Origin of the sequence: Rhodoferax ferrireducens (assembly GCF_049302455.1) — a bacterium.
In the GTDB taxonomy this organism is placed as follows: domain Bacteria; phylum Pseudomonadota; class Gammaproteobacteria; order Burkholderiales; family Burkholderiaceae_C; genus Rhodoferax; species Rhodoferax ferrireducens_B.
The window spans coordinates 70515-84623 of record NZ_JBAQMD010000040.1 but is presented as its reverse complement, the minus strand read 5'-3'; the positions used below and the strand labels follow the sequence as shown (position 1 = coordinate 84623).

Genomic DNA, 14109 nt, shown 5'->3' with positions numbered 1-14109 from the left:
GAAGTGAGCCAGCTCTGTCCTCAACTAATTAAGAATCCAGCAAGCCAAAGCGGCGGATGTTGCGGTCGGCCCTGGCTTGCAGCCGTGCAATGGTTTCAAAGTCAGGGGTTTTGCCAAACAGGTGGGCAAAACGCTTTTGTGGTTTCAGGTAATCCTCAATCGGCACCCGGCGCCGGATTTTCGCCACGCCGGTCACCTCGCCGCGTTCGGCTTCAAAGACCGGAAAAACACCGCTCTCAACGGCCAGCCGTGCGAGCCGAATGGTGTCGTGCGAGGCTGCGCCCCAACCCAGCGGGCAAGGAACAAAGATGTGGATGTAACGCGCGCCGTGAATCGACATGGCTTTCTTGACCTTGTATTCCAGATCGCGCAGGTCGGCTACCGTCGCGGTGGCTACATAGGGGATTTCATGCGCCATGGCAATCTGCGGCACATTTTTTCCCTGGCCAAATTCATTGCCTGGATGCGGTCCCACGGGCATCGTGGTAGCGGTGCGCGCTGCCGGTGGCGTGGCCGATGAGCGCTGTACGCCGGTGTTCATGTAGGCCTCGTTGTCGTAGCAGATGTAGAGCACATCGTCGTTACGCTCAAACATGCCCGACAAACAGCCAAAGCCGATGTCGGTAGTACCACCGTCACCGCCCTGGGCGACGACCCGCACTTCACTGCGACCTTTCACGCGCATGGCGGCCGCGATGCCGGTCGCCACAGCGGCCGTGTTGCCAAACAGCGAGTGAATCCAGGGCATTTGCCAGGAGGTTTCGGGGTACGGGGTGGAAAACACCTCCAGGCAGCCAGTGGCGTTGGCAGCTATCAACTGGCCGTTGGTGGCCTGCATGGCGGCGTCGATGGCGTAGCGCGCGCCGAGCGCTTCGCCGCAGCCTTGACAGGCACGGTGGCCGGAATTGAGCGAGTTGCTGCGCTGGGTGTTGGCCTGTACGCTGCGCTGCTCGGGCGCGAGCAGGCGGTTACCAACCGTAAAAGTACCGGTTTGGTAAAACTTGACTAATGTTTGTTCCATGATTTTCCTAATCGGTTGAGGACAGAGCTGGCTCTTTGATTGGTTGAGGACAGAGCTGGTTCGCTTTGCGTAACTGCGCTCTGTCCCGCAAAGCTTCAGGCCAGATGTGACGCGACCGTGCCGATGTCACGCAGAATGCCTTCGGCCACGGGGCCGGAGCGGCGTTGCTTTTTCTCGCGATCAAGCACACGGTTGACAATGTCCCAGTCGAGGTCCAGGAAGGTCAGCAATTCAAGCTTCTCATCAATGGCTTCAAGCAGCAACTTGTTCAGGGAGGCCTTGGTGATGGCACGTCCGCCCAAACCGGCAACCACCGTCAGCACCGGCTGCGGTCGGTTACGCACGGCGCTACGCACATCGCGGGAAACGATACCGCCAATGCCGACGGCAAAACATTTCTCGATGACCACGATACGTTTGGCGTTCGCTGTCGCCTCCCGAATGGCGTTGATCGGGAACGGGCGATAGGAAGTAATGCCGAGCACGCCAATCTTGATGCCCTGCTTGCGCATGTCGTCCACGGTGTCCTTGATGGTGCCCAGTACCGAGCCCAAGGCAATCACGATGGTCTCGGCGTCTTCCAGACGGTAGGTCTTGATCAAGCCGCCGGAGTCGCGCCCGAAAATTTGTTTGAATTCGTCGGCAATTTGCGGAATCAGGTCGAGCGCCTGCATCTGCTTGGCATGCGCCAGGTAGCGCACCTCGGTAAACGCCTCGGGGCCCACCATGGCACCAATCGTGACGGGCTCGTTCGGGTCGAGCACCTGGCGGGGTTCATAGGGGGGTAAAAATCGATCCACCTGGGCTTGATCCGGCACGTCGACCCGCTCGTAGGCGTGCGTCAAAATGAAGCCATCCATGCACACCATCACAGGCAGCGACAACTCTTCGGCAATTTTGAACGCCTGAATGTGCAAGTCCAGTGCTTCCTGGTTGGTTTCGGCAAATATCTGCAGCCAGCCGGCGTCTCGCATCGACATGCTGTCGGTGTGGTCGTTCCAGATGTTGATGGGCGCGCCAATTGAACGATTGGCCACCGTCATGACAATTGGCAGGCCCAGCCCGGAGGCGTTGTAAACCGCTTCGGCCATGAACAGCAGGCCTTGGCTGGCCGTTGCCGTATAGGCCCGAGCCCCCGCAGCGGAGGCGCCAATGGCAACGCTCATTGCGGCAAATTCAGACTCAACATTGATGAACTCACAGTGTTCGAGGGAGCCGGACTTAACCATCTCTCCCAGGCCTTCGACGATGTGGGTTTGGGGTGAAATGGGGTAGGCGCAAATAACTTCAGGGCGGCTCATGGCGACCGCCAGGGCCACCGCATGCGAGCCTTCACATTGTTTAAGCATGGTGTGCCTCCCTCTTCGCTACGTGTTGTTTGACTATGTCATAGGCGTCCCGAGCGGCATCCTTGTTGCCTTGCGCGACCGCACCCTTGAATTTTTGACTGATGGCCGCCTGCACCGCTTCGAGCGTGATGAGTCCAGTGGCGGCGGCGAAGGCCCCCAGTAGCGGCACGTTGGGTACCGGGCGCCCGACATGTTTGATGGACAGCTCGGTAGCGCCAACGGTCAGCAAATGGTCCCTCTGGAAGTCTTTGACGAAGTCGCCCAAACCCAACTCCCCGAATGTGCGGGTGGTGTTGATCAGGATGTAGCCATTTTTTTTGAGTCCGCTAAAAACGTCGACCTGGTTCAGCAGAGTCGGGTCCTGAATGATGATCGCATCGGGCTCCATGACCGGTTCGCGCAGGCGTATTTCCTGGTCGTCCATGCGGCAATAAGCCACCACCGGCGCGCCGGTGCGCTCTGAGCCAAAGCTGGGAAAGGCCTGCGCATGTCGACCTCCCAAAAAACCTGCGATCGAGAGCATTTCTGCACCGGTCACCACCCCTTGCCCCCCACGTCCGTGAATTCGTACCTGAAACATCGTTGGCCTTTCGTGTTGCGGTCATGCAAAAGAGCGGGTTTGCGATCTGCATCATTCCGTCAGACGAAATTTTGCACCACGATATAAATTTTTAACTTGTTTTAGATCAATATTCGCGTAGACGCAAAAACCAGATGCTGCCGCCGTGAAAGGTTAATTCAGGCTGCAATACAGAGATCGTTCGAGCCGTCTGTCGCTTTCGCTACCCGCGTCTGTATCGGCTCGCGCTAGGATCAGTTGCTTTCAATTTCCGGAATTTTTTATGCCCGCACTTGCCACCTTGACCAATCACGAGATTCGCCTGGCCTCCCATCCTGTCGGCCTGCCCACCCGCGCCAACTGGCAAAGTACCCTTGAGGCGGTCGCGGAACCGGTTGAGGGCGGTGTGCTGCTCAAAACGCTGGCACTCTCGCTGGACCCCGCCATGCGTGGCTGGATGAACGAAGGCAAAAGCTACATTCCTCCCGTGGCCATTGGCGAGGTGATGCGCGCTGGCGGGGTGGGCAAAGTCATTGCTTCCAGAAACCCGCAATTTGCCGTGGGCGACTACGTTTCGGCAGGATTCGGCGTCCAGGAGTATCTGACCCTGGCGCAAGCCGACTTCAAACGCAGTGGCCTGGTCAAAATTGACCTGAACATGGGCACGCTGACGCAATGGCTTAATGTGCTGGGCATGCCAGGCATGACCGGTTACTTTGGCCTGATGGACGTCGGCCAACCCAAGGCGGGCGAAACCGTGGTGGTGTCCGGTGCGGCCGGCGCCGTCGGCCAGACCGTAGGCCAGATGGCGAAGATCAAGGGTTGCCGCGCGGTTGGCATTGCCGGCGGCCAGGCCAAGTGCGACTGGGTGGTCAACGAGTTGGGTTTTGATGCCTGTATTGACTACAAGGCCGGTCCCAGTGCTGTCAAGGACGGTTTGAAGCAACACTGCCCGGCAGGTGTTGACGTCTACTTCGACAACGTGGGCGGCGAAATTCTGGATACCGTGCTGACGCGTATTAACCGCGGCGCCCGCATCATCATCTGCGGCGCCATCAGCCAGTACAACAATACGACGGCCGTACAAGGCCCCAAGAACTACCTGAGCCTGCTGGTCAATCGCGCCCGCATGGAAGGTATTGTGGTGTTTGACTACGCCGACCGCTACCACCTGGCCGTGGCCGAGATGGCGGGCTACCTCAAGGACGGGCGCATGAAAAGCAAGGAAGACGTCGTCAAGGGGCTGGATGCCTTCCCTGAAGCCCTCAACAAGCTCTTCAGCGGCGAGAACTTTGGCAAGCTGGTGCTGCAAGTCGCCGAAGATTGAGATTGATAAATGCTATCATATATATAGCGTAGTATGCTTATTTCACGGGGGATAGAGGCCAATTTGTTATAAATCTATAGAATAGCTGATTCAATCAATCAGCGCCGCGTAGACCAGATCACGAAACAGCATACGGTAGTACTCGCGCTGGTTGGGGGCCTGCAGCATCAGAACGGCAAACAGGTCTTCGGCCGGATCCACAAAGAACGTGGTGCCTGCCATGCCGCCCCAGAAATAACTGCCGACCGAACCCGGCACTGACGCTACGCCCAAATTCTTACGCACCGCAACACCCAGCCCGAAACCATGACCCGGCGGCAACAGCGCGCGCGATGCACCACTGTTCACGGGGATTTCCCCAAGATGATCTGCGGTCATGAATTCGACTGTTCTGGGCCCCAACAGGCGCACGCCGTCGAGTTCCCCCTTGTTCAGCATGAACTGCAAAAATCGCGCGTAATCCATCGCCGTTGACGCCAGGCCACCGCCACCGGATTCCAGAGCCGCGTCCTCGCGCACATCGATCAGCCGCATCTGTACCCCTCCCGCGGGGTCGCGGGCAAAGGGTTCGGCAATGCGAGCGTGATGTTCGGGTGGCACGGAAAAGCCGGTGTCGGTCATGCCCAGTGGCTTGAAAATGTGGTCTTGCAGATACGCGCCCAGCGTCTGGCCGCTGACTATTTCCACCACGCGCCCCAGTACATCCGTGGCGCGGCCGTACTCCCATACTGTGCCGGGCTCAAACAGCAGCGGCAAAGCGGCCAGTTGATGCGAGAGCTCGGCATTGCTGCGTCCGCGCGAGCCGATTCTGATTTGCGCATACTGCCGTTGCACCGATGCATTGCCCATGAATTCGTAGGTCAGGCCGGCCGTGTGCCGCAACAAGTCCTGCAGCGTGGCCGCTTGTCGCACGGCTTGCAGTTGGATTGCCCCGTCAACCAGATTGGCCACCTTCTGCATCGCATACTCAGGCAGGTATTTGGCCACTGGGTCATTCAACAACAGTTGCCCCTGTTCCATCAACATCATGGCGGCCACCGACACAATCGGCTTGGTCATGGAATAAATGCGGAATATGGCATCCCGCGCCATGGGGGAATTCGTGGCCGGGTCCAGCGCGCCCAGACTGTCAAACAGGGCCAGCTTGCCGTGCCGGGCAATCAGTACAACGGCGCCGGGCAGGCGCTGGCGATCCACCTCGGCTTGCAGTACCGCCATGACGCGACTCGTGCGCTGTGGGCACAAGCCGACCTGATCCGGTGACAGACTGGGTAGCACCTTGCCGAGAGGGTCAACCATCTGCTGATGCGTCCCGGCAGGCTTGGCCGACTTTGGCTGGCCACCCGCCATAGAGGTTTGAAACAAGTTAATCTCCAAAAAATAATGTCAATTCGCCGGCACGCCAACATGCAAACCCAGGTGGCGTTGGTGATCCTAATCCTGCGCCGATCGCTCAGGGGCGTCGTTGATGTAGCTAGGCAATTGAGCGCCGCAATGAAAACAGAAACTGGCCTGCGCCAAGTGTCCCTCGGTGAGACATTCTTGGCAGGTGCGCGTTGTTGGTGCCGTGGAAATGCGTCTTGCCGTCATCTCTGCGGTCACGATGCCGGTCGGCACCGCCAGCGTACCCCAGCCCAATAGCATCATGGCCGATGAGATCAATCGGCCCAAGTCGGTCTTGGGCGTGATGTCGCCAAATCCAACCGTGGTCATCGTTGTAATCGCCCAATACACCGACGTCGGGATATTGGTGAAGCCGTTGTTGGGGCCTTCCACCACATACATCAGGGTGCCCATGACCAGCACAATCATCAAGACCGCTGACAAAAAAACCAGTATCTTGCGACGGCTGGCGTTCAGGGCGTGGCCCAGGGACTGGTATTCAGCCACATAGGCGGTCAATTTGAAGATACGAAACACGCGCAGCAAACGCAGCACCCGCACGTCAATCAAGGCTTGAACTTCGGGCACCAGCAAAGCCACATAGGTCGGTAACAGGGCCAACAGATCAATGACGCCATAAAAGCTGAGGGCGTAACGCAAGGGATGGCGCACGCACACCAATCGGGCCACGTACTCCACCGTGAAAGCGAGGGTGAAGAGCCACTCCAGCCACAAAAAAATCGAGTGATGGGTCGAATCAATGCTCTGCACACTGTCCACAACTACCACCACGATGCTCGTCAAAATCAGCGCAATTAGCCACTGGTCAAACAGGCGCCCGGCGCGCGTATCGGCCTCAAAGATGACGGTGTAAAGCCGCAACCGCCAGCCGGTCAGCGGCTTGCCAAGGATGTTCTGATTTGAATCGGTCATGGTGCGATCGTTGCCCTGCGCGCAGCTTAATCCAGTTGACATCCAGGGCCTGATTGAAGCAAATCAATAGGCCAGGCGCTCCGGCCTGATTTCCTGCAGGATGGTGGTCGATATTTCTTCAATCGATTTGGTGGTGGTTGACAACCACCGGATACCGCTGCGGCGCATCATGGCTTCAGCTTCACTCACTTCCATGCGGCAGTTCTCCAGTGAGGCGTATTTGGAATTGGGCCTGCGCTCGTTGCGAATTTCGCTCAAGCGTTCAGGCTGGATCGTCAGACCAAAAAGCTTGCTTTTGTGAGCCTTTAGCGCAGGGGGCAACTGTTGGCGTTCAAAGTCGTCTGGAATCAGTGGGTAGTTGGAGGCTTTGAGCCCATATTGCATCGCCAGATAGAGTGAAGTCGGCGTTTTTCCGCTTCGGCTGACGCCAACCAAAATAATATCGGAGTGCTCCAGGTCGGTGTTGGATTGCCCATCGTCATGAGCCAGTGAGAAGTTGATGGCTTCAATGCGTGATTGGTAGGCGCTGCTTTTGCTGGCATCGGTGAAGCGGCCAATGCGGTGGCTGGACTTGAGATTGAGCTCGGATTCAAGGGGATGGACAAAAGTGCTAAACATGTCCAACACCATGCCGTGGCAGTTGTCTGTAATGACTTTGAGCACCTCCATATCAACAAGCGTCGTAAAAACAATGGACTTGTTGCCGTCCACGATGCCGGCATGGTTGATTTCCCGGACCGCTTGGTGCGCTTTGTCGACGGAGTCGGTAAATGGCAGCCTGACATGCCGAAAATTGGTTTCAAACTGGGCCAGGATGGCGTTACCAAAGGTTTCTGCGGTGATGCCGGTGCCATCGGATATGAAAAATACAGTACGTTGCGACATGATGTTTGAGGATTAGGTTGTCTTGTGGCATTGTGCACGGGCCAACTGCGTCCGGCCGACTCGCAGCCTACAATGGCAAAAATTCAACCCAATTCTTCCATGTACTGCACTGACCGATTAAAACAACGACAAAGTCAAGCTGTTGACATGTGCATGGCCCGCGCACCAGAGCGCCCGGGCTTGTGCATTGATCCACTTTTAACTTCTGGAGCTTTCCCATGTCTGACCTTTTTAACTCGACCGCCTTGGTCGTTCCGTTTGAAAACCTGAGAATGACCGACGTCGAGTCGGTTGGCGGCAAAAACGCCAGTCTCGGCGAAATGATTTCAAACTTGCCAACCGGCGTGAAAGTGCCCACTGGTTTTGCGACGACAGCCCATGCGTTCCGCGATTTTCTGGCTTATGAGGACCTCGCCGGGAGGATCAATGCCCGCCTGAGTGCCCTCGATACTGACGACGTGCGGGCGCTGGCGCAGGTGGGTGCGGAGATTCGTGCCATGGTTGAGGCGCAGCCCTTTCCGGCTGACCTTGAAAAGGCCATTCGTGAATCCTTCATTACCCTCAGTGCCGACAATCCGCAAGCCTCCTTTGCCGTACGTTCGTCCGCGACGGCCGAAGATTTGCCGGATGCCTCCTTTGCCGGCCAGCAAGAAACTTTTCTAAATGTGATCGGTATCGACGAGATCCTGCACAAAATCAGGGAAGTTTTCGCCTCTTTGTACAACGACCGTGCCATCAGTTACCGGGTACACAAAGGCTTTGCACACGAGCACGTGGCCTTGAGCGCGGGCATTCAGCGCATGGTGCGTTCAGACTTGGGCGCAGCGGGCGTCATGTTCACCATTGACACCGAGTCCGGTTTTCAGGATGTGGTGTTTATTACCTCCAGTTACGGCCTGGGAGAGACCGTGGTGCAGGGGGCTGTGAATCCGGACGAGTTTTATGTGCACAAGCCGATGCTCAAGGCGGGCAAGCGGGCCGTGATCCGCCGCAGTTTGGGTTCCAAGTTGATCCAGATGCAGTTCACAACCCCCGAGGAAAAAGCCCACGGAGGCAAGCTGGTCAAAACCACGGATGTGCCGACCGAGATGCGCAACCGTTATTCATTGACCGAGGCCGATGTTGAGAAGCTGGCTGCGTATGCGTTGGTGATTGAGGAGCACTATGGCCGTGCCATGGACATTGAATGGGGCAAAGACGGGTTGGACGGCGAACTCTACATTTTGCAGGCCCGTCCGGAGACGGTGAAGAGCCAGTCCGCAGGCAAGGCCGAGTACCGTTACAAGCTCAAGGGCAAGGGCAAGAGTGCTGTGATCGTCGAAGGGCGGGCCATTGGCCAGAAGATCGGCACGGGTCCGGTTCGCATCGTGCACAACATCAGCGAGATGGACAAGGTGCAAGCTGGCGATATTCTTGTGACCGATATGACCGATCCCAACTGGGAGCCGGTGATGAAGCGGGCCTCGGCCATTGTGACCAATCGGGGCGGACGCACCTGTCATGCCGCCATCATCGCGCGCGAGCTGGGTATACCGGCGGTAGTCGGGTGCGGGAATGCGACCGAGGTGCTCAAGGACGGCATGCTGGTGACTGTCAGTTGCTCAGAGGGCGACACCGGTTTTATTTATGACGGCTTGCTGGAAACCGAAATCACCGAAGTTCAACGCGGCGAACTACCCAAAACTGCCGTCAAGATCATGATGAATGTCGGCAACCCGCAACTGGCGTTTGATTTTTGCCAGTTGCCCAATGAAGGCGTCGGTTTGGCGCGCCTTGAGTTCATCATCAACAACAACATTGGTGTGCATCCCAAGGCGATTCTGGACTATCCCAACATTGACGCAGATCTTAAAAAGGCGGTCGAATCCGTTGCCCGTGGCCATGCCTCGCCGCGCGCTTTTTATGTGGACCGGGTCGCCGAAGGTGTTGCGACGATCGCTGCCGCGTTTTGGCCCAAGCCAGTCATTGTGCGTCTGTCCGATTTCAAGAGCAATGAATACCGCAAGCTGATTGGTGGCAGCCGCTACGAGCCCGAAGAAGAGAACCCCATGCTCGGCTTCCGTGGCGCCGCACGTTATGTCAGCGCCGATTTCGGTGAGGCCTTCGCGATGGAATGCGAGGCGCTCAAACGTGTTCGCCAGGACATGGGCTTGAGCAACGTTCAAGTGATGGTGCCGTTTGTCCGGACGTTGGGACAAGCCAAAAAGGTGACCGAACTGTTGGCCACCCACGGACTCAAACGCGGTGAAAATGGTCTGAAGATCATCATGATGTGCGAGATCCCCAGCAACGCTATTTTGGCAAGCCAGTTTCTTCAGTATTTTGACGGCTTCTCGATTGGCTCCAATGACCTGACCCAGCTGACCCTGGGACTCGATCGTGACTCCGGTCTGGAGTTGCTGGCGGCTGACTTTGATGAACGCGACCCGGCTGTTACCGCGCTCATCAGCCAGGCTATCAATGCCTGCAAAGCCGAAGGCAAGTACATTGGCATTTGTGGTCAGGGGCCCAGCGATCATCCTGACTTTGCGGAGTGGCTCGCCAAGGAAGGGATTTCATCGATTTCCCTGAATCCGGACTCCGTGATTGCAACCTGGCAGAGGCTGGCCGGGCAATAGCAAACCCCTATGGCCTGAGACTTCGCGGGCTGTCATGATGCAGCGATGTTGAATCCAGCGGTGGAGGTAGGGCAATTCAAGCCGATGCCAGGCGGTTTTCGCTTGCATGGCTGGCTTCTTGCGATCTGGTTTGCAGCGTCGTTCGGCGTGGTGTTCTTCGCACGCGACCTGCAGATAATCGTCGCTGGCTGGCCCTTGGGCTACTGGTTCGCGGCCCAGGGCAGCGTGTTTATTTTTATCGCCGTCGTGGCGGTGTTCGCCTGGGTTGCGAATCGACGCGACGGAGAAATTACGACGGCCGACGCTGCATACACCGCCTACAAGCACCGGCTTCATTGGCGATTCTCCGCTTACGTTGTTTGCTTGCTGCTGTTCTTGCTGGCTCTGGCCCTTGCCGAGAGGTTGGGGCTGAAGAAGATGTGGGTTGGTTCCATTTTTCTGTTCGCCACAGTCGCCTTGTACGCAGTGATAGGGATCTACGGTCGTACTTCGGATGCCTCGGAGTATTACGTCGCCGGACGCAGCATCCCGGCTGTTTACAACGGCATGGCGGTCGCCGCCGACTGGATGAGTGCGGCCTCGTTTATCAGTATGGCGGGGGGGCTCTACCTGCAGGGGTTTTCAGGGACTCCATCGCAGCCTGGAGGGCTGGTCTATGTGCTGGGCTGGACGGGGGGCTTCTGTCTGGTGGGGCTGCTTGTCGCGCCTTATCTGAGAAAGCTCGATCTGTACACAGTTCCAGACTATTTTGGCGTGCGTTTTGGGGGCCGTTGGCCACGGATGATTGCGGCTTTTGCGGCGGTTCTGTGTTCTTTTACCTATGTCGTGGCACAGATTTACGGCGTGGGGCTGATAACGTCCCGTTTGACCGGTGTTCAGTTTGAAATTGGGATTTTGCTGGGGTTGGGCGGCGTTCTTGTGTGCTCGTTTTTGGGCGGCATGCGGGCGGTAACCTGGACGCAGGTGACTCAGTATGTTGTACTGATTCTGGCCTTTTTGATTCCTGTTTCATGGTTGGCCTACAAACAACTGGGCAATCCATTGGCGCCGTTCGTTTACGGGCAGCAACTGCAAAAAATTACTGAATTGGAACGGCAACTCATCGATTCGCCGGCCGAGCTGCAGGTGATCAATGAATACGCCCGGCGAGCGCGGGACTATGAGCGCAAGCTGCAACACGTGGAAGCATCGCTTGAGAGTGAACGAAATGCGATAAGGGAAAAAATTCGTTTTCTGAACGAACATCGGGTTGATGAATCGATTGTCGTTGCCGCAAGACGTGAGCTTGCAGCGCTGCCAAAGGACGCAGTCAGCGCACGTGAGCGCTGGATGCATGCGATGCAGGACAACCTGGATCGAGCGCAGCCCTTGGGTGGCATGCCACCGCACGCCAAACCATTTGCTGGAGATCCGCAGGGGAGCGCTGATGAACAGAAGGCGTTTGATGTTTCGCGGCGCAACTTTCTGGCATTGGCGTTTTGTCTGATTGTGGTGACCGCTGGCTTGCCCCACTTGTTGACCCGCTTTTATACAACTCGCACGGTGGCCGAGGCCCGCACCTCCGTTGCCTGGTCGCTTTTCTTTATTGCGTTGCTGTATTTGTCGGCCCCCGCACTGGCCGTGCTGGTGAAATTTGAAATCATGAGCCAACTGGTCGGGCAGAACTTTGATTCATTGCCCGTATGGATCGCACAGTGGGCGAAGGTAGATTCGACGCTGGTGTCTGTCAGCGATGTCAATGGAGATCACATTCTCCAATTTTCAGAGCTCAAATTGGGGGCGGATATTGTGATGTTGGCCACGCCTGAGTTGGGCGGCTTGCCTTACGTTGTGTCCGGCCTTGTGGCTGCGGGTGGACTTGCCGCTGCGCTCTCAACAGCGGACGGCTTGTTGTTGACGATTGGAAATGCGCTGGCACATGATCTTTTCTATCGAAGCGGGAGTAGCCAGTCGGAGGAGGTCAGACGGGTCATGTTGTCGAAGTTTGCGCTGCTGCTGGTCGCCCTTGTTGCTGCCTATGTGGCTGCGCAGCGGCCTGCAGATATCCTTTATCTTGTCTCGGCTTCTTTCTCTTTGGCTGGGGCCGCATTTGTACCGGTGATGGTGTTGGGAATATTCTGGCGCCGTACGACACGGCTGGCCGCCGTCGCCGGGATGGTCGCGGGTCTTGGAATAACGATCTACTACATGGCCGTCAATGCCGTAGCGCTTAGATCTGCATTGGGATTGAGTGGCACGGGGTTATGGCTCGATATTCAGCCTGTTTCTGCCGGAGTATTTGGCGTTTTGGCGGGTTTTGTGGTCACTGTGCTGGTCAGTCTTCTGTCTCGATCAGAGGCTTCGGCGCCCGGCTGATGTAACGTTATGGGTCGGTCTGGCATTGGCATATAATGCGAGGCTTCGCCTTACCACACCTCAATTAGACGCTGAGGGTGGTTTTTTCTGCCCAATGTGGGCCATCCACAAGGAGTATCAATGCGTCATTACGAAATCATTCTCATGATCCATCCGGATCAGAGCGAGCAGGTTCCCGCCATGCTGGAACGTTACAAGGGCATGATCACTGCCGGTGGCGGCAAAGTGCACCGTGTTGAAGACTGGGGCCGTCGCCAGTTGGTCTACATGATCAACAAGCTTGCCAAAGCCCACTACCTTTGCGTCAATATCGAAGCTGACCAGGCTGTCATGGCAGAGTTGGAACACGCGTTCAAGTTCAATGATGCCGTGTTGCGTCATCTGACTGTTTTGAAGAAAAAAGCCGATACCGGTCCTTCTTCGATGATGAAAACTGTCGAACGTGAAGATGCCCGCAAGACCCAGCAGGCCGAGTACCAGGCTTAAGGGCTTTTTTGCCTGCAAGGGGTGTGAACCACGTTGCCAATCAGCTTGTTTTGACTGCCTGTATCGCCGGAATTGATTCCCTGCGTTACACACCAGCCGGTTTACCGGCGCTGAACATCAGACTTGAGCATGAGTCGGAGATTCAGGAAGCGGGGCAGATAAGACAAGTGAAGGCGACACTGAAAGCGGTGGCCTTTGGCGCAATAGCTGAGCGGCTTGCAAAACAAGCCATAGCCAGTGCCTGGAGATTCAACGGTTTTCTGGCGACACCTCGCAATGGCAAGCACGTCGTGTTTCACATTCAAGAATTTCAGCAAGATTAACGAATTCATAAATATTTAAGGAGTCCATCATGGCCGGACCAAAACGTTTCAATAACAAAGACAAGCGCCCCAAGCGCCCAGCACAGAACCTGCTGTTCAAGCGCAAGCGCTTTTGCCGCTTTACCGTGACTGGCGTTGAAGAGATCGATTACAAGGACATTGATACCTTGCGCGATTTCATTGCCGAAAACGGCAAGATCATTCCCGCTCGCCTGACTGGCACCCGTGCCATTTTTCAGCGTCAGCTCAACACCGCTATCAAGCGCGCACGTTTCCTTGCGATGCTGCCGTACAGCGACCAGCACAAGATTTAAGGAACACAATCATGCAAATTATTCTGCTCGACAAGGTTGTGAACCTTGGCAATCTAGGTGAGGTCGTGCGTGTTAAAGACGGTTATGCCCGCAACTTCCTGATTCCCTCTGGCCGCGCTCGTCGCGCCACGGCTTCGGCGAAGCAAGAGTTTGAAGCCAAGCGCGCTGAACTCGAAAAAGCTGCCGCAGCCAAATTGGCTGAATCGCAGACTGTTGGCGAAAAGCTTGCAGGTATCACCTGCAAGCTGACCCAAAAGGCCGGCGTTGATGGCCGCCTCTTTGGTTCTGTGACCAATGCGGACATCGCTGAAGAACTGACCAAGACGGGCTTCAAGGTGACCAAGGCGCAAATTCGCATGCCCAATGGCCCGATCAAGGTGGTTGGCGACAGTAAAGTCAGCGTCGCCTTGCATACCGACGTACTGGTGGAAATCACAGTTTCGGTTTACGGCGAAACGGCCTAAACGAACTGAGGCTCCACTTGGAGTCAAAAGCCCTCTAGCAATCGAGCAGAGGGCTTTTTTTTCGGTCAACGCTGTCTGCTGACCTCTTTATG

General features: G+C 56.5%; 13 protein-coding genes. 7 read left to right on the top strand and 6 right to left on the bottom strand.

Annotation, left to right across the window (positions count from 1 at the left end):
* Positions 1 to 28 precede the first annotated feature (28 nt).
* The 3 genes from WA157_RS07510 to WA157_RS07500 form a co-directional block, all read right to left on the bottom strand.
* Positions 29 to 1021 (bottom strand): thiamine pyrophosphate-dependent enzyme, encoded by a 993-nt coding sequence (locus tag WA157_RS07510; protein WP_422620355.1) that lies wholly within the window; start codon positions 1019 to 1021, stop codon positions 29 to 31.
* A 95-nt stretch (positions 1022 to 1116) separates the two neighbouring features.
* Positions 1117 to 2370, bottom strand: a complete 1254-nt coding sequence (locus tag WA157_RS07505) for a transketolase C-terminal domain-containing protein (protein WP_422620354.1) — start codon at positions 2368 to 2370, stop codon at positions 1117 to 1119.
* Positions 2363 to 2950 carry a 2-oxoacid:acceptor oxidoreductase family protein gene (locus WA157_RS07500; RefSeq protein WP_422620353.1) on the bottom strand — a complete coding sequence of 196 codons (588 nt, stop codon included), beginning with the start codon at positions 2948 to 2950 and terminating at the stop codon, positions 2363 to 2365. Before WA157_RS07500 ends, WA157_RS07505 begins: the two co-directional genes overlap by 8 nt.
* Before the next feature lie 262 nt (positions 2951 to 3212).
* On the opposite strand from WA157_RS07500, the gene WA157_RS07495 reads away from it, so the two are divergent.
* Complete coding sequence (locus WA157_RS07495; protein WP_422620352.1) at positions 3213 to 4256, top strand: NADP-dependent oxidoreductase; 1044 nt, start codon at positions 3213 to 3215, stop codon at positions 4254 to 4256.
* Between the two features lie 90 nt (positions 4257 to 4346).
* On the opposite strand, the gene WA157_RS07490 is transcribed toward WA157_RS07495, so the two are convergent.
* From WA157_RS07490 to ppsR, 3 genes are all read right to left on the bottom strand, one after another.
* Entirely contained in the window at positions 4347 to 5555 is a 1209-nt protein-coding gene (locus WA157_RS07490; RefSeq protein ID WP_422620416.1) for a serine hydrolase domain-containing protein, read from the bottom strand.
* 135 nt (positions 5556 to 5690) lie between these two features.
* Complete coding sequence (locus tag WA157_RS07485; RefSeq protein WP_422620351.1) at positions 5691 to 6572, bottom strand: ion transporter; 882 nt, start codon at positions 6570 to 6572, stop codon at positions 5691 to 5693.
* Between the two features lie 63 nt (positions 6573 to 6635).
* A complete protein-coding gene (gene ppsR, locus WA157_RS07480) occupies positions 6636 to 7457 on the bottom strand; it encodes a posphoenolpyruvate synthetase regulatory kinase/phosphorylase PpsR (protein ID WP_011464482.1) in 822 nt (273 codons plus the stop codon).
* A 218-nt stretch (positions 7458 to 7675) separates the two neighbouring features.
* Between ppsR and ppsA the strand changes: the two genes are divergently transcribed.
* The 6 genes from ppsA to rplI all read left to right on the top strand — a co-directional run bounded on the left by ppsA (position 7676) and on the right by rplI (position 14017).
* On the top strand, positions 7676 to 10075 hold the full coding sequence (ppsA, locus tag WA157_RS07475) for a phosphoenolpyruvate synthase (RefSeq protein WP_422620350.1): 2400 nt from the start codon (positions 7676 to 7678) through the stop codon (positions 10073 to 10075).
* A 45-nt stretch (positions 10076 to 10120) separates the two neighbouring features.
* Entirely contained in the window at positions 10121 to 12430 is a 2310-nt protein-coding gene (locus tag WA157_RS07470) for a VC_2705 family sodium/solute symporter (protein ID WP_422620349.1), read from the top strand.
* Between the two features lie 120 nt (positions 12431 to 12550).
* Positions 12551 to 12916, top strand: a complete 366-nt coding sequence (rpsF, locus tag WA157_RS07465) for a 30S ribosomal protein S6 (protein ID WP_011464485.1) — start codon at positions 12551 to 12553, stop codon at positions 12914 to 12916.
* Positions 12917 to 12939: 23 nt separating this feature from the next.
* Positions 12940 to 13239, top strand: coding sequence for a primosomal replication protein N (priB, locus tag WA157_RS07460; protein WP_422620348.1), 300 nt, complete (start codon positions 12940 to 12942; stop codon positions 13237 to 13239).
* A gap of 29 nt (positions 13240 to 13268) precedes the next feature.
* Positions 13269 to 13553: a 30S ribosomal protein S18 gene (gene rpsR, locus WA157_RS07455; protein ID WP_011464487.1), complete on the top strand. Its 285-nt coding sequence runs from the start codon at positions 13269 to 13271 to the stop codon at positions 13551 to 13553.
* An 11-nt stretch (positions 13554 to 13564) separates the two neighbouring features.
* Positions 13565 to 14017, top strand: a complete 453-nt coding sequence (gene rplI / locus WA157_RS07450; protein ID WP_422620347.1) for a 50S ribosomal protein L9 — start codon at positions 13565 to 13567, stop codon at positions 14015 to 14017.
* Positions 14018 to 14109 lie beyond the last annotated feature (92 nt).